The sequence below is a fragment of the Myxococcus vastator genome (assembly GCF_010894475.1).
GTDB lineage: Bacteria > Myxococcota > Myxococcia > Myxococcales > Myxococcaceae > Myxococcus > Myxococcus vastator.
Genome location: NZ_JAAIYB010000189.1, coordinates 1 through 14,820 on the forward strand (window position 1 = coordinate 1; position 14,820 = coordinate 14,820).

Genomic DNA, 14,820 nt, shown 5'->3' on the forward strand with positions numbered 1-14,820 from the left:
GGAGGACGGGGCTTCCACAATCTCCTCACTCTAGGGGCCCGCCGCGTCCGGTGAAAATCCGGAGTGGTACGGCGCGGGGTGGGCTTGACGGCAACGCCAGACTCACCCAAGAGCGCACCATGCCACCGCTGGACACGAAGACGCGCGGGCGGACTTCGCGCGGGCGCCTGCGCGCGCTGGACGCGTACCTGTGCCGCTTCGAGCGCCCGTTGCTCGAACGCCGTGACGGGCCCTGGGCCCACGCCGTCTTCGTCGACGTGGGCTTCGGAGAGCACCCGTGGACGACGCTGGAGAGCGCCCAGGCCTTTCGCGCGCTCAACCCGGAGCTCGCCGTGGTGGGCGTGGAGCTGGACGCGGAGCGCGCGCAGGCGGCGCAGGTGGACGCGGATGCCCGCACGTCCTTTCGCGAGGGTGGCTTCGCGTTGCCGCTGCGCCCCGACGAGCCCGCCCGGCTGGTGCGCGCCATGAACCTGCTCCGCCAGGGGCCTCCCGAGCGCGTCCCCGAGGTACACCGCACCCTGGCCATCTACCTGCTGCCGTCGGGCCTGCTGGTGGAGGGCAGCGCGGACGCGACGGGCGCGGTGATGTCCGCGCACCTGCTGCGCCGCGGCACCGAGCCGGCGCTGCCGCGGCGCGAAGCGCTCCTGTTCCACACCGACTTCAGCCTCGGCTTCGCGCCCATGCTCTTCCGGGACTGGCTGCCCCGGGATTTGCGCCGCCGAGTGCGTCCGGGTGAGCCCATCCATGACTTCTTCTCCGCGTGGAGCGCCGCCTGGCAGCAGGCGCGGACCGCGGGCCATGCGCACCCACCCGATGCGTTTCGCGAAGCCGCGCTGGGGCTCGCCGCACGCATGGAGGGAGTGGAGACCGACCCGTGGCTCTTGTCCCAGGGCTACGTTGTTTGGAGGCCCAAGGAGGGTGTCTGTTTTTGACGACAGTGTGCTGTGCGTTTCTCAGAGAAGAAGAGGGCGCAGGCGAGGGAAGCCAAGTGGGGTGGCGTGCGGTTATCCTGCGCGTGACCAGGACTTGAAGCGGCACCACCTCTCCTTCGCGTGAGGCGTGCCGGGAACGCAGCGGGAGAACGACACCGTCATGTTGGAGCAGGCACCCCGGGTTCGAATGGAGGGCCGACCGTCCGTGCTGCTCTTCTCTGCGGGCTTCTACGGCACGCTCGCGGCCGCGCGTTGCTTTGGACGCAACGGCATTGACGTCACGGTGGCGGACCCCGGCAAGCTGGGGCCGGCGAGCTGGTCTCGCTTCGTGGGCCGCCGCGTGCAATGTCCTCCGGAGTCCCAGGCCGAGGCCTTCATCGAGTGGCTGATGGACCTGGGCCGCCGCGAGCCGATGCGGCACGTGCTCTACCCGACGAGCGATGAGCTGGCGTGGCTGGTGTCCGTCCACCGCGAGGCGCTGTCGGAGTACTTCCACCTCTACGACCCGGGCATCGACGCCGTCTACGGCCTGCTCAACAAGCGCAAGCTCTTCGAAGCGGGCCAGGCGGTGGGCCTGAAGCTGCCGCGCACCTGGTTCCCGGCGTCGGAAGCGGACCTGGACGGGGCGTCCCGCGAGGCGCGCTTCCCGGTCCTCATCAAGCCCACCACGCAGATTCTCTACTCCACCCACCGCAAGGGACAGCCGGTGCAGGCGCCCGAGCAGCTCGCGGAGGAGTACCGCGCCTTCTCGCGGGACGGCTACGCGCCCATGCTGGTGCGCTTCGACCCCGCGGTGTCGCGCCCCATGGTGCAGGAGTTCCACCCGGAGGCGGCGGAGGGCATCTACAGCCTCTCCGGCTTCGTGGACGAGACGGGCGAGCTGTTCGAGGTGCGCGGCGCCATGAAGGTGCTCCAGCGTCCGCGGCGGCTGGGCGTGGGCGTGTGCTTCGAATCCGCCCCGGTGCGCGAGGACCTGGCCGCGGGGCTCCAGCGCCTGTGCAAGCGCCTGGGCTACCACGGCGTCTTCGAGGTGGAGTTCATCCAGACGAAGGACGACTTCCTCCTCATCGACTTCAACCCCCGCTACTACGGGCAGATGGGCTTCGACATCGCCCGGGGCCTGCCGCTGCCCCTCCTGGCCTACCACGCCGCGCTGGGGGACCGGGACGCCCTGCGCCGCGAGCTGCGGGCCGCGCGTGACTGGCGCGGCAACGGCGAGGTGTTCTGCAACCGCATCGCGCTGGAGATGCTGCTCAACCTCCAGCGGCTGTCCGGCGCGCTGCCGGAGGACGAGGCCCGCCAGTGGCGGCGCTGGCTGGAGACGCACCAGGGGTTGGCGGTGGATCCGCTCATCGACTCGGATGACCTGATGCCCACCGCGGTGGAGGTGGCGCAGATTCTCTACGGCTCCGCGCGCCACCCCCGGGCCTTCCTCCGGATGATGGTGCTCAACCGGTGAGCGCGGCGCGGCTGTCCGGCGCGTCGAACGTCACCAGGTCATCGAACGTCTCCGCGCGCCGCAGCAGCCGCTCCTTCCCATCCTCCAGCGCGATGATGGCCGGCTGGGGATAGGAGAAGGACGTGGCGAAGGGCACGAAGTAGGCGCCCGCGTCCATGATGGCCAGCGTGTCTCCCACGCGCAGGTCGGGCAGCCGCTTCGCGTGGTAGAGCGTGTCGCCCGGCGTGCAGATGGGGCCCACCACCGTGTAGATTTTGTCGGCCGGCGCGTCCGGCCGGTTCACGTGGAAGAGCTGGTGATACTCGTTGCGCACGCACTCGGCATGGTTGATGCCGGCGTCCAGCACCGCCCACGTCCTGTCTTCCCCCGCCTTGAGCGCGTGCACGCGGCCCAGCAAGAGCTGCGTGTCGCCCGTCATGGCGCGGCCCGGCTCCAGGAAGATGCGGGGCCGCTGACGTCCGCGTCGCGCGTAGTGCGTCTCCACCAGCTCCACCGCCAGCGCCACGTAGCGGTCGATGGACAGCGACGCCGCCGGGTCGGGCGCGGGCACGTCGCGGAAGAAGGTGAGGTTGAGGCGCCAGTCGCGCTCGGCGATGTGCTCGACGGTGGGCGTGTTGAGGCTGCCGCCCAAATCAAGCACCTCCAAATCCAACCCCAGCTCCTGGTGCAGCGTGTCCGTGAAGTCGAGCACCGACTCCACGAAGGCCGTGAAGTCGCCCTCCGTGCGGATGGTCTCCCCACGGTGCGCGTGCAGGCCCACCACGTCCAGGTGCTTCGAGCCGCGCGCCTGCTGGTAGGCCCGCAGCGCGGCGCCCCCCGCGATGGGCGTGCCGAACTGCCCCGTCCAGCCGCTGCCCGTCGTCACTCGCACCGCGACGCGCGGGCGGCGGTCCAGCTCCGCGGCCAGCCGGGCGAAGACGGCAATCTCCTCCGCGTGGTTGGCGGCCAGCAGCTGGATGCCCCGGGAGATGGCCTCGCGCACGGAGGCCTCCGACTTCACCGGGCCGTTGTAGACGATGCGCTCCGGGGGCACGCCCAGCTTGAGCGCCAGCCACATCTCGTAGGCGGAGATGACCTCCGCGCCCACGCCCAGGCCGTGCAGGAAGGACAGCACGCCGGGCACCGGGTTCGTCTTGTACGAGTAGTAGACTTCACAGCCGCCCGTGCGCCCCGGCGGCACCGCGAGGAAGCGCTCCGCGTTGCGGCGCAGCGCCGCCAGGTGCACCACGTGCAGCGGCGAGCCCCAGCGCTCCACCAGCTGCGCCAGCGGGACGCCTTCCAGGCTCAGGCCCTGGCCGGGCACGTCCCGCAGGCCCCAGTGCGAGGCGGGGATGTGGTTGCGCGCGGGGGCCATGGCCCGCTGGAGCACCGGGCGCAGCGTCTGCTTCACCTGGCGCCTGGCCGTCCCGAGAAGCCGGCTCTTGAGGCTCATGACGCGCGGCCCTGGTTGCGCAGGCGCAGCGGCAGCCGGCGGGCGACCTCGAAGGGCAGCACCCGCAGGGCGGCCTGCATGAGGCGGTACTCCAGCATGCCGTTCGCCTTGCGGTACTTGCCGTGAATCATCTCGTTGGATTGCACCACCAGCGTGCCGTCCTTGCCCAGGTTGTGCATCAGCGACGGCCGGCCGGTGCGGTAGTGCAGGATGGGCCGGTTGACGTAGACGTGGCCGAACGCGCGGATGCCGCGCAGGTAGAAGTCCACGTCCTCGTAGACGGGGATGCTGGCGTCGAAGCCGCCCAGCGGGGCGAAGTGCTCCCGGCGCACCATGCACGCGGAGTTCACATACAGCGTGCCGCGGAAGAGGATGTGGGCCACCGTCCACGCGCTGTTGGGGGTGCTGGCGCCCACCTGGGCGGCCCACTCGAAGTAGGCGCTCTTGTCCTTGAGCCAGTCCGCGTCGTCGCCGAAGGGCACCACCCAGCCCACCGCCACGCCCGCGTCCGGCCGCGCGTCCAGCGCGCTCACCATGGCGTGCAGCGCGCCCTCCGCGAGCATGTCGTCGTCATCCAGGAAGTGCAGGTAGCGGCCGCGGGCCAGCGTGGCGCCGTGGTTGCGCACCACCGCCGGGCGGCCCTTCGACGGCGGGTCGTTCACCAGGTAGCGGACCCGCTCGTCCTTCAGCCCTTCCACCGCCTCGCGTGCCGTGCCCTCCGGCGTGTCGTCCAGGACGACGACCTCGACGCTCACCCCTTCCTGGCGGAGGACCGAGCGGATGGCCTCCACCACTTCCTTCTCCCGCTTGTGGGTGGGCATCACCACCGAGACGTCAATAACGGACATGGCGGACTTATACGCGTTGGCGGCCACGCCTGAGAAGCCGCCAGCCCGCACGCCATCCAGTCACTTCAGTAGCTGGCGAACGCCAGGTCGAAATCCACTCCATGCGCCTCTGCCGGGTCGACCGCGACCTGCGCGCGAACCGCCGCGAGTACGACAGGAATGTCCGGATTCTGGCGATTCCCACTCGGACGCGAGGGAGGTGTAGCGCTCCGTACCACCCAGTCATGGCTGCCAGTGGCCGCACGGACCTGCCTGTCCGCTCGACCGAAATCCCAGCGCGACAGGCGGTTCAGCGAAGGCTGCGTGCGGTGGCGGGCCATGGTCATCCTCCTGCCTCGACTCCACGAGGCTGGCCGTTGGTTTTGCAGGCGTCATGCCAGCCTGCCGGCTGGGCAGACGGGCGTGCCCCGGGTGACACATTTCCCTCTGAGAAGCGGGTGCCTGCCCGGAAGCGGAGGCTTCGACACACCGGGTCAGACTTGACGCCGGGCGGCGGGCGCGACAGGAACAGGCCACGCATGGCGTTCCTCCTGGCACACGAAGTCGAGCCGCCCCGGGCCTGCAGCTACCTGCCGGAGCGGCAGGCCTCGCTCGAGAACCTCGTGCTGGAGGACGTCACGCCGGAGGAGTACGAGCACCTGCTGGTGCGGGGCTGGCGCCGCTTCGGGTTGGTGTACTTCCGGCCCGCCTGCGCGGACTGCCAGGCCTGCGTGTCCTTGCGCCTCCCCGTGGAGGGCTTCCGACCCAACCGCAGCCAGCGCCGGGCGCGCGCCGCGTGCGCGCACCTGCGCGTGGAGGTGGGGCCGCCGCGCGTGGATGACGCGCGGCTGGCCCTGTACCGCCAGTGGCATTCGGAGCGGGAGGTGGCGCGCGAGTGGGCGCCGTCGCCCATCACCCCGCGAGAGTACTCGCTCCAGTTCTCCTATCCGCACCCGTCCGCGCGCGAGGTGGCGTGGTACGACGACGGCGCGGATGGCGGACCCAGGCTGGTGGGCGTGGGCATCTGCGACGAGACGCCGCGCGCCTGGAGCGCCGTGTATTTCTTCTACGACCCCGCCTACGCGCACCTGTCGCTGGGCACGGCCAACGTGCTGCACCAGGTGGCGCTGGCGAAGGCGCGGGGCATTCCCCACGTCTACCTGGGCTACCGCGTGCTGGCGTGCGCGTCGCTGCGCTACAAGGGCGCCTTCCGTCCGCACGAGCTGCTGGAGGACCGGCCCGCGCTGGACGCCGCGCCTCAGTGGGTGGCGCCGCCCGAGGAGGCCTGAGGCACGTCGAGCGCCGCGCCGAAGTGCTGGAGCAGCCGACGCGCGTATTCCTCCGGCGCCACGCGCGCGTACTGGCCATGGCCCGCGCCCTCGACGACCCAGAGTGACTTGGGCTCGCACGCGGCCTGGAAGAGGCTGGCCTGGAGCTTCGCGGGCGCGTCCGGGTCCACGTCGCCGTTGACCAGCAGCAGCGGCCGGCCGCCCAGCCGGCACATCCCGTCAATGGGGCGCACCGCGTCCACCGTCACGCCCGCGCGGCGCAGCGTCCACAGCACGGGCTCCGCGCTCAGCGCGCCCCAGCGGCCGTAGCCCGCGTAGATGTCCGCCTCCAGCGCCGGGTAGGCCCCCGCGGCGGCCACCGCCTTCACCCGCGCGTCCTCGCTGGCCACCAGGAGCGCCGTGGTGCCGCCCATGGAGAAGCCGAAGAGGCCCAGCCGTCCCGGGTCCACGTCCGGGCGCCGCGCGACGAAGTCCAGCGCCGCCGCCACGTCGCGCCGCTCCCGGTCTCCCCACGTCACCGTGTCGCCGCCGCTCTCGCCGTGCGCGCGCGAATCGAACAGCAGCACGCCGTAGCCCGCGCCCGCGAGCGTCCGCGCCTCGAAGAGCAGCTGCGCGCGGTTGTCCGCGAAGCCGTGCACCAGCACCACCGCGGCGCGGTTGCGTGAGGGCACGTACCAGCCCTTGAGCGGCACGCCGTCGGACGTGGTGAAGGCCACGTCCTCCAGCGGCGACAGCACCGGCTCCGCCAGTGGACGTGTCACTGGAATGGGCCGCGGATGCAGCAGGCCCTGACCGACGCGATGACCGTTGACCACCAGATGCCCCGCGGCGGCGAGCAACACGCAGAGGGGCGCCAGCGCCATGAGGCAGCGGAAGTGAGTACGTGTTTTCACGGGTATCTGGAATTGACCTGGAATATAGCGAACCCTCGCTGCGCCGGGGGGTGGCGGAGCGAATGCAAGTTGGTTACACCGCAGGTGGGTCAGGTTGGAGCCGGGGGAGCCCTGTCACTCCGAAGGTTCTGGACGGCGGTGTCTCGAAGCGCGCGAGAGTGCGGGTGATGCTCGTAACGACACAGGGCGAGGCGCCTCCAGTCCCCGCGCGGAAGCGGGTGCTGTTCACGCTGGTGTTCCTGGGCTCGGGCGGCATCGAGCGGTCCGTGTGCAACGTGCTGGCGGGGCTGGACCCCGGCCGGTTCGACACGAAGATGTTCTTCCATCACCGGCCCCATCCGAAGAGCCAGAGCGACCGGATTCCGCGACGCACCGAGGTCGTCTGGGGCACCGACGCCTTCGAGTACCGGCGGGGCATGTTGCCGCGCTTCTTCTGGCGGCTGATGCGCGAGGCGCGCGACGTGGACGTCATCGTCGCGGGGCAGGAGGGCCGGGCGGCGCTGCTGGCGTGTCTGGTGGGGCGGCTCTTGCGCAAGCCCGTGGTGGGCATGATTCACTTCGACTGGGGCGCCTTCCACCTGGAGCAGCCCCGGCGGCAGCTCTGGGGCCTGCGGTGGCTCTACCCGCGCATGAGCCGCGTCGTCGCGTGCGGCCACGACTCGGCGAAGGCCTTCCAGGACCTGGTGCCGGTGCGACCGGAGCAGCTCCACGTCATCCCCAACTTCGTGGACGGCGACCGCGTGCGCGCCGCCGGTGAGCAGCCGCTGCCGGCCTGGGCGGAGCCTCTCTTCCGCAAGCCGGTGGTCATCGCCGTGGGCCGGCTGGAGCACCAGAAGGCCTTCGACGTGCTCATCCGGAGCCACGCGCTGATGCGCCAGGCCGGGGTGGACCAGCACCTGCTCATCCTGGGGGAAGGCTCGCTGGAGGCGGAGCTGAAGGCGCTGGTGAAGTCGCTGGGCGTGGAGGAGACCGTCTTCCTGCCGGGCTTCGCGCCCAACCCGCATGCGCTGATGCGGCGGGCGGCGGCCTTCGCCCTGTCCTCGCGCTTCGAGGGGCTGCCCATGGTGTTGCTGGAGGCGCTGGCCCTGGGCTGCCCCGTGGTCAGCACCGACTGCCCCTCCGGCCCCGCGGAGGTGCTGGAGCATGGCAAGCACGGCGCCCTGGTGCCCATGGAGCAGCCCCAGGCGCTGGCGGACGCCCTGGCGCGAATCGTCCAGGACGACGTGCACCGGGCCGACCTGTCCGCCCGGGCCCGGCAGCGCGCCGAGGCGCTGTCCGCCGACCGCGCCCTGAAGGCCTGGGAGTCCCTGCTCGCGTCCCTCTGACAGAGGGAGAGGGGCCCGGCCCCTCGCCTTCCGGACGGGGGGATGAAGTGGGCCTCCGCCGGGGTTCTCCTTCACGGCTTGGGCGAGGTATCCGCGCGCTTCAAGGCGCCAGCCTTCGTCTGGAGGCCCGGCCGGGCGGCACCTGAGGTAGGAATCCCTTGCCGGCCCCCGGCTGCTTCACGAGGATTCACCCCCATCATGACGACGACGAACGAAACGCAGGGCCTGAACTTCCTCCAGGAAATCATCGAGGAAGACCGGCGGAAGGGAACGCACGCGGGCCGCGTGCACACCCGCTTCCCGCCCGAGCCCAACGGCTACCTCCACATCGGCCACGCCAAGTCCATCTGCCTCAACTTCGGGCTGGCGCAGCAATACGGAGGCAAGTGCAACCTGCGCTTCGACGACACCAACCCTGTCACCGAGGACACCGACTACGTCGAGTCCATCCAGCGTGACGTGAAGTGGCTGGGCTTCGAGTGGGCGGACCGGAAGTTCTTCGCGTCCGACTACTTCCCGAAGCTCTACGACTTCGCCGTGCAGCTCATCAAGCAGGGCAAGGCGTACGTGTGCAGCCTGTCCCCGGAGGAGATTCGCGAGTACCGCGGCGACTTCACCACGCCGGGGCGCAACAGCCCCTACCGCGAGCGCTCCGTGGAGGAGAACCTGGACCTGTTCCACCGCATGCGCGCGGGCGAGTTCTCCGACGGCCAGCACACCCTGCGGGCGAAAATTGACATGGCGTCGCCCAACCCGGTGCTGCGCGACCCGCCCATCTACCGCATCCGGCGCGCCCACCATCACCGCACCGGCGACGCGTGGCCCATCTACCCGCTCTACGACTTCGCGCACTGCCTGTCGGACGCGATTGAGGGCATCACCCACTCCATCTGTACGCTGGAGTTCGAGAACCGGCGCGTGCTGTACGACTGGATTGTCGGCAACCTCGTTGCCGGGGACCGGCCGTACCAGTACGAGTTCAACCGGCTGAACCTCAACTACACGGTGATGAGCAAGCGCAAGCTGCTCAAGCTGGTGACGGAGGGCTTCGTGACGGGGTGGGATGACCCCCGGATGATGACGATTGCCGGCCTGCGCCGCCGTGGCTTCACGCCGGCGTCCATCCGCGACTTCGCCACGCGCGTGGGCGTGGGCAAGGCGCAGCAGCTCATCGACATGAGCCTGCTGGAGCTGTGCATCCGCGAGGACCTCAACGAGACGGCCCCGCGCGCCATGGCGGTGATGCGCCCGCTGAAGGTGGTGCTGGAGAACTACCCGGAGGGGCAGACGGAGCTGCTGGAGGTGCAGAACCACCCGCAGAAGCCGGAGCTGGGGACGCGCCAGGTGCCCTTCATGCGCGAGCTGTACATCGAGGCGGACGACTTCATGGAGGACCCGCCGAAGGGGTTCTTCCGGCTGGCGCCCGGCAAGGAGGTGCGGCTGCGCTCGGCGTACTTCATCAAGTGCGAGCAGGTCATCAAGGACGCCGCGGGCAACGTGGTGGAGCTGCGCTGCTCGTACGACGCGGCCACGCGCGGCGGCAACGCGCCGGACGGCCGCAAGGTGAAGGGCACGCTGCACTGGGTGCCGGGCAACGCGCCCATCGCGGAGGTGCGCCTCTATGACCGGCTCTTCTCCGTGGAGGCGCCGGACGCGGACGAGGCCAAGGACTTCACCACGTTCCTCAACCCGGCCAGCCTGCAGACGCTGCGTGACGCCCGCGTCGAGCCGATGCTGGCGGATGCCGCCGTGGAGTCGCGCTACCAGTTCGAGCGCACCGGGTACTTCTACGTGGACCCGAAGGACTCGAAGCCGGGCAAGCCCGTCTTCAACCGCACGGTGACGCTGAAGGACTCGTGGACGAAGGAGCAGGCCAAGGGGAAGTAGTCCCTGGCGCGCGCCTTCCGGGTGCCGCCCACGCTGGCGGCACCCGGCACGTTGCTTTCGTCGGGAGGCTCGCGGCCTACCGCGTCGCGGGCGCCTCGCGCGTCATCTCCACCATGGTGGGGCGCCACCCCAGCTTCGCGAACAGGCGCTGCGCGGTCGCGTTGCGCGCGGCGGTGTGGAGGACGACGCGCGGCACGCCCAGGGCCGTCAGGCGCTTCATCATCTCCTCCGCGAGCAGGACGCCCACGCCCGCGCCGCGGGCCTGCTCTTCGACCCAGAGGTCGTGGAAGCCGCCGCTGCGATCCAGCAGGGCATTCCAGTCCACGCCCTCCACGCGGCCGTAGGCGTAGCCCACGACCTCGCCGTCCAGCTCCGCGACCAGGACGACGGCGTCGGGCTTCTTCGCCTCGCGGCCCAGCCACCAGCGGTAGCCCGACTCCACGTCGTCCGGGAGCATGAAGCGCGCGGCGTCGAAGGCGTGGTGCTGCCGGGCGAGCGCCGCGCCCATGCGGCCCAGGGCGGGCTCATCGGAGGGCCTGGCGGGACGGAGGGTGACGGGCATGGCGACTCCAAGCGACGGGGAGGCCCCTTCCTATAAAGGGCCTCTTCACCGAGCGATGGCCTCGTTGGAATGCGCGGCTTGGCGGCGTGGCCACGAGACAACATTGTTGACGAGGAACGGCGTCCAGAAACCGTTGGTGGACGGGAGGCACGCCAACGGGGAGGGCGCCTCGTTGCCTCCTTGCGCTGGACGCGACCCTCCCATGGACCACCTGGAAGACAGCACTTGGATGTCTGCCCCGCTCGCCCGGGAAGATGGCACGCGGCCCGAAGGGTATGCCTTCGCGGACGAAGAGGGGGGCAGCCCGCTCGGCATCCTGGAGGCGGTCTTCCTCAGTATGGGAGATGGCGTGTCGGTGGTGGACCGGCACGGCCGGTTCATCCTCCTCAACCCGATGGCCCAGCAGCTGTTCGGCGCCCTGCCTCCGCCGCAGATGCCGATGTCCCAGTGGTCCAAGTACTTCGGGCTCTACCTCCCCGACACCGTGACGCCCTATCCCGCCGAGCAGCTGCCGCTCAGCCGCGCCCTACAGCGTGGCGAGGCGGTGGACCAGGCGGAGCTCTACGTCCGCAACGCCCGCCACCCCAAGGGGCTCTGGCTGCTGGTGGGCGCGCGTGTGCTCACCGACCCGGCGGGAGAGGCGTACGGCGCGGTGTCCGTGTTCCGGGACATCACCGCCATCAAACAGACGGAGGCCGCGCTTCGCGCGGAGGAGGAGAAGTTCCGCAGCCTCTACAAGCACACGCCCGCGATGATGCACTCCATCGACGCGAAGGGCCGGCTGCTCAGCGTCAGCGAGTTCTGGCTGCGCACCCTGGGCTATTCGCGCGAGGAGGTCCTGGGCCGCCGCTCCGTGGACTTCTTCACGCCGGAGTCTCGTCGGTATGCGACCGAGCACGTCCTGCCAGCGTTCTACAAGACGGGCATCTGCAAGGACGTGCCGTACCAGATTCTGAAGAAGAACGGCGAGGTGGTCGACGTCCTCCTCTCCGCCATCTCGGAGCGGGACGCGTCGGGCCGGATGCTTCGTTCGCTCGCGGTGCTGACCGACGTGACGGAGCGCAAGCGCGCCGAGGACGCGCTCGCCGAGAGCGAGAAGCGGCTGCGCGCCATCCTGGACAACGCCAACTCCGTGTTCTTCATCCTCGACCGGCAGGAGCGCTACATCTTCGTGAACCGTGAGTGGGAGCGGATCTTCCACCACACGCTCCAGGAGGTCGCGGGCAAGTCCACGATGGACCTCTTCTCCGGGCCGCTGGCGGCGCGCTTCCATGAGACGAGCCAGGCCGTCTTCAACACCCGGGGGCTCGTCCAGCGGGAGGAGCGCATCCCCCTGGATGACGGCGTCCACACCCACCTCACGCAGAAGTTCCCGCTCATCGACTCGTCGGGCACGCTGTACGCGCTGTGCGGCATCTCCACCGACGTCACCGAGCTCAAGCAGCTGGAGCTGGGGCAGCGCTTCCTGTCGGAGGCCAGCCAGGCGCTGGTGACGTCGCTCGACTCGGAGACCACGCTCCAGCGCGTGGCGGAGTTGTCCGTCCCGACCTTGGGCGAGCTGTGCGTCGTCTCCTTGTTGGACAAGGACGCGGCGCTGCGCCCGGTGGCCGTGGCCGCCAGTTCACCCGAAGGGGGCCGCACCATTCGCGAGTTCCTCCAGGCCCATCCCCCCGCTTCCAGTCAGCGGGAGGGGCCCTACGGGGTGCTGGAGACGGGACGTTCGGAGTCGTCCCCGGATGCCGTGGGCTTGCTGGACCCGGCGGGGCTCCAGGACGAGCGGTGGAGCGCGGTGAGGGCGCTGAGCGCTCGGGCATCACTGAACGTCCCGCTGCGGGCGCGGGGCCCCATCCTGGGCGTGCTGTCCGTCGTCTCGGCGCAGCCAGGGTGTCCGTATGGCCCACGCGAATGCGCATTGGCCGAGGAGCTGGGGCAGCGCGCCGCCTTCGCCATCGAGAACGCCGAGCTCTATCGCAAGGCCCAGGAGTCCATCCGCGGTCGCGACGAGTTCCTGTCGATTGCCTCGCATGAACTGAAGACGCCCGTCACCTCCATGAAGCTGCGCGTGCAGCAGCTGACGCGCACCCTGTCGCGGCAGGAGTCCGGCCAGATTCCCGTGGAGAAGGTGGCGGCCATGCTGGATGTCTTCGGGGACCAGCTCCGGCGGCTGTCGCACCTGGTGGAACACCTGCTGGATGTGTCGCGCGTCAACGAGAGCCAGGTGGACCTGCGGCGGGAGGACATGGACCTGGCGGCGGTGGCCCGGGACGTCACGGGGCACCTGCGGGGGCAGATGGGCCGGGCGGGCTGCGTGTTCAAGCTGGTGGCGCCCACGCCTGTCCTGGGGCGGTGGGACCGGCTCCGGATGGAGCAGGTGATGATCAACCTGTTGACGAACGCGATGAAGTACGGCGCGGGCGCGCCCATCCGCATGGAGGTGTCACGCGCCGGGGAGGACGCCCGCATCCGCATCCAGGACCATGGCATGGGCATTCCCCTGGAGGCCCAGTCGCGCATCTTCGAGCGCTTCGAGCGCGCCGCGTCCCGCAACTACGGAGGCCTGGGGCTGGGGCTCTTCATCACCCGGCGCCTGGTGGAGGCGCACGGCGGGACGATTCGCGTCGAAAGCCTGCCGGGGAAGGGCGCCACCTTCGTCGTCGACCTTCCTCCGGAGCCCGCTCACCCGTGACTGGAGGAGGGCGGAGGGGCAGACTGAGGCCACTTCATGCACACGCTCGACGCCGAACTCGACACCGCCCGCCGCGTTGCCCGCCAGGCGGGAGCCATCCTCCTGGAGGTCTACGCCACGCCCTTCGCCGTCCATGACAAGGCGGGCGGCATGGGGCCCGTCACCGAGGCCGACGAGCGCGCCAACGCCTTCATCGTGGAAGCGCTGCGCGCCGCCTTCCCGTCGGACGGCGTGGTGGCCGAGGAGTCCGACAACACCTCCGGCGCGAGCCGCTTCGAGCGCTGCTGGTTCGTGGACCCCATGGACGGCACGCAGGAGTTCGTCAACCGCAATGGCGAGTTCGCCATCCACATCGGGCTCGCCATCGCGGGGAAGGCCACGCTGGGCGTCGTGTACCGGCCCGTCGGAGACACGCTGTACGGGGGCGTGGTGGGGCAGGGCGGCTTCGTGGAGGACGCGAAGGGGCGCCGTGCCCTGCGGGTGTCGGACACGGTGGAGCCGTCCTCGCTGCGGCTGGTGGTGTCCCGCTCACACCGCTCGCGCCTGACGGACGCGGTGGCCCGGCGGCTGGGCATCACCCATGAGCAGGCGTGTGGTTCGGTGGGCCTCAAGTGCGGCCTGCTGGCGGAGGCCGCTTGCGACCTCTACCTGCACGTCAGCGACAAGAGCTACCGCTGGGACAACTGCGCCCCCGAAGCCGTGCTGCGCGCGGCGGGCGGCATCCTCACGGACCTGGGTGGGACGCCGTATGCCTATGACGGTTCGGAGCTCCAGAACCGCCGGGGGCTGCTGGCCTGCAACGCCGCCGCCTTCGAGCGCGTGGCGCCCGTGGTGGCCGGGTTCGCCCGCGAGGCCGGCCTCCTTCGCTGAGGCCTCGCGGACGGGCGCGCGCGTCAGGACGCCGTCGTCTCGCAGCGCTGGATGATGGTGCGCAGCTGGGACTGCACGCCGGACAGCATGCTGCGCAGCCGCGCGTGGCGGAGCGAGCCTGCCAGCGCGTTGGACAGGGCCTGGAGCACGGAGACCTCCATCGGCGGCCACTGGCGCTCCGTCCGGCAGTCGTCGAAGCCCACGAAGCCCCACCACTCGCCGCCCACGGTGATGGGGCAGACCAGCAGCGAACGGATGTCCTGGCTCTCCAGCAGCTCCCGGGCGGGCGACGCGAACTCCCGGGGCGGTCCCTGGATGGCCTTGCCCGAGGACAGCGGCCCGACCCAGGAGGGGAGGACCTCCGCGTAGGAGACGTTCTGGAGCTCGGGGTTGTCCAGCTGCGCGGAGGCCGCGGCCGCGGTCCACTCGTAGCGCTGGTGGCACAGCGCCTCGCCCGTGGGGCTGGTGGCGTTCTCGAAGATGTAGACGCGGTCGACGTCGAGCGCGCCGCCCACCTGGCCCAGGGCCTCCGAGACGGTCGCGGTCTCGAAGCCGCGCTCCAGGAGCAGCTGCGACACGTTCATGATTGCTGCGAAAGCCTTCGAGGCCATGGGGTCTGCTCCAGGTGGGGGGCGCCTGTTGTCTTGCAGGTCGGGGG

Annotated in this window: 13 protein-coding genes; 7 read left to right on the forward strand and 6 right to left on the reverse strand. The window is 70.5% G+C overall.

From position 1 onward, the window contains the following. The first annotated feature begins 119 nt into the window (after positions 1-119). On the forward strand, positions 120-932 hold the full coding sequence (locus G4D87_RS19580) for a methylase (protein ID WP_163783583.1): 813 nt from the start codon (positions 120-122) through the stop codon (positions 930-932). A gap of 160 nt (positions 933-1,092) precedes the next feature. After that, positions 1,093-2,391, forward strand: coding sequence for a carbamoyl-phosphate synthase (locus G4D87_RS19585; RefSeq protein WP_163783594.1), 1,299 nt, complete (start codon positions 1,093-1,095; stop codon positions 2,389-2,391). On the opposite strand, the gene G4D87_RS19590 is transcribed toward G4D87_RS19585, so the two are convergent. From G4D87_RS19590 to G4D87_RS19600, 3 genes are all read right to left on the reverse strand, one after another. Beyond that, on the reverse strand, positions 2,381-3,823 hold the full coding sequence (locus G4D87_RS19590) for a type III PLP-dependent enzyme domain-containing protein (protein WP_163783584.1): 1,443 nt from the start codon (positions 3,821-3,823) through the stop codon (positions 2,381-2,383). The two genes, G4D87_RS19585 and G4D87_RS19590, sit on opposite strands and share 11 nt — an antisense overlap. Beyond that, complete coding sequence (locus tag G4D87_RS19595; protein WP_176412023.1) at positions 3,820-4,671, reverse strand: glycosyltransferase family 2 protein; 852 nt, start codon at positions 4,669-4,671, stop codon at positions 3,820-3,822. Before G4D87_RS19595 ends, G4D87_RS19590 begins: the two co-directional genes overlap by 4 nt. A 65-nt stretch (positions 4,672-4,736) precedes the next feature. After that, positions 4,737-4,991 (reverse strand): hypothetical protein, encoded by a 255-nt coding sequence (locus G4D87_RS19600; protein ID WP_163783586.1) that lies wholly within the window; start codon positions 4,989-4,991, stop codon positions 4,737-4,739. A gap of 198 nt (positions 4,992-5,189) precedes the next feature. Here G4D87_RS19600 and G4D87_RS19605 point away from each other — a divergent pair, with 198 nt between their 5' ends. Next, on the forward strand, positions 5,190-5,939 hold the full coding sequence (locus G4D87_RS19605; RefSeq protein ID WP_163783587.1) for an arginyltransferase: 750 nt from the start codon (positions 5,190-5,192) through the stop codon (positions 5,937-5,939). On the opposite strand, the gene G4D87_RS19610 is transcribed toward G4D87_RS19605, so the two are convergent. Then, positions 5,909-6,802 (reverse strand): alpha/beta fold hydrolase, encoded by an 894-nt coding sequence (locus G4D87_RS19610; RefSeq protein ID WP_163783595.1) that lies wholly within the window; start codon positions 6,800-6,802, stop codon positions 5,909-5,911. The two genes, G4D87_RS19605 and G4D87_RS19610, sit on opposite strands and share 31 nt — an antisense overlap. 197 nt (positions 6,803-6,999) lie before the next feature. On the opposite strand from G4D87_RS19610, the gene G4D87_RS19615 reads away from it, so the two are divergent. Both G4D87_RS19615 and G4D87_RS19620 read left to right on the forward strand, forming a co-directional pair. Then, complete coding sequence (locus G4D87_RS19615) at positions 7,000-8,157, forward strand: glycosyltransferase (protein ID WP_163783588.1); 1,158 nt, start codon at positions 7,000-7,002, stop codon at positions 8,155-8,157. Between the two features lie 198 nt (positions 8,158-8,355). Beyond that, on the forward strand, positions 8,356-10,044 hold the full coding sequence (locus G4D87_RS19620) for a glutamine--tRNA ligase/YqeY domain fusion protein (RefSeq protein ID WP_163783589.1): 1,689 nt from the start codon (positions 8,356-8,358) through the stop codon (positions 10,042-10,044). Between the two features lie 76 nt (positions 10,045-10,120). Here the strand turns inward: G4D87_RS19620 and G4D87_RS19625 are convergent, their stop codons facing one another. Then, the gene (locus tag G4D87_RS19625; protein ID WP_163783590.1) at positions 10,121-10,606 is read right to left on the reverse strand and encodes a GNAT family N-acetyltransferase; all 486 of its coding nucleotides are present in this window, start codon (positions 10,604-10,606) and stop codon (positions 10,121-10,123) included. 229 nt (positions 10,607-10,835) lie between these two features. Between G4D87_RS19625 and G4D87_RS19630 the strand changes: the two genes are divergently transcribed. Together G4D87_RS19630 and G4D87_RS19635 are read left to right on the forward strand one after the other, a co-directional pair. Beyond that, positions 10,836-13,292, forward strand: coding sequence for a sensor histidine kinase (locus G4D87_RS19630; RefSeq protein WP_371928564.1), 2,457 nt, complete (start codon positions 10,836-10,838; stop codon positions 13,290-13,292). 36 nt (positions 13,293-13,328) lie between these two features. After that, positions 13,329-14,162 carry a 3'(2'),5'-bisphosphate nucleotidase CysQ family protein gene (locus tag G4D87_RS19635; RefSeq protein ID WP_163783592.1) on the forward strand — a complete coding sequence of 278 codons (834 nt, stop codon included), beginning with the start codon at positions 13,329-13,331 and terminating at the stop codon, positions 14,160-14,162. Between the two features lie 23 nt (positions 14,163-14,185). Here the strand turns inward: G4D87_RS19635 and G4D87_RS19640 are convergent, their stop codons facing one another. Beyond that, positions 14,186-14,746, reverse strand: coding sequence for a GAF domain-containing protein (locus G4D87_RS19640; RefSeq protein ID WP_240358421.1), 561 nt, complete (start codon positions 14,744-14,746; stop codon positions 14,186-14,188). Positions 14,747-14,820: the final 74 nt, after the last annotated feature.

Bases quoted from the DNA above. Each gene is read 5' to 3' on its own strand.
- G4D87_RS19580 (WP_163783583.1), top strand. From the start codon at position 120: ATGCCACCGCTGGACACGAAGACGCGCGGGCGGACTTCGCGCGGGCGC.
- G4D87_RS19585 (WP_163783594.1), top strand. From the start codon at position 1,093: ATGTTGGAGCAGGCACCCCGGGTTCGAATGGAGGGCCGACCGTCCGTG.
- G4D87_RS19590 (WP_163783584.1), bottom strand. From the start codon at position 3,823: ATGAGCCTCAAGAGCCGGCTTCTCGGGACGGCCAGGCGCCAGGTGAAG.
- G4D87_RS19595 (WP_176412023.1), bottom strand. From the start codon at position 4,671: ATGTCCGTTATTGACGTCTCGGTGGTGATGCCCACCCACAAGCGGGAG.
- G4D87_RS19600 (WP_163783586.1), bottom strand. From the start codon at position 4,991: ATGGCCCGCCACCGCACGCAGCCTTCGCTGAACCGCCTGTCGCGCTGG.
- G4D87_RS19605 (WP_163783587.1), top strand. From the start codon at position 5,190: ATGGCGTTCCTCCTGGCACACGAAGTCGAGCCGCCCCGGGCCTGCAGC.
- G4D87_RS19610 (WP_163783595.1), bottom strand. From the start codon at position 6,802: ATGGCGCTGGCGCCCCTCTGCGTGTTGCTCGCCGCCGCGGGGCATCTG.
- G4D87_RS19615 (WP_163783588.1), top strand. From the start codon at position 7,000: ATGCTCGTAACGACACAGGGCGAGGCGCCTCCAGTCCCCGCGCGGAAG.
- G4D87_RS19620 (WP_163783589.1), top strand. From the start codon at position 8,356: ATGACGACGACGAACGAAACGCAGGGCCTGAACTTCCTCCAGGAAATC.
- G4D87_RS19625 (WP_163783590.1), bottom strand. From the start codon at position 10,606: ATGCCCGTCACCCTCCGTCCCGCCAGGCCCTCCGATGAGCCCGCCCTG.
- G4D87_RS19630 (WP_371928564.1), top strand. From the start codon at position 10,836: ATGTCTGCCCCGCTCGCCCGGGAAGATGGCACGCGGCCCGAAGGGTAT.
- G4D87_RS19635 (WP_163783592.1), top strand. From the start codon at position 13,329: ATGCACACGCTCGACGCCGAACTCGACACCGCCCGCCGCGTTGCCCGC.
- G4D87_RS19640 (WP_240358421.1), bottom strand. From the start codon at position 14,746: ATGAACGTGTCGCAGCTGCTCCTGGAGCGCGGCTTCGAGACCGCGACC.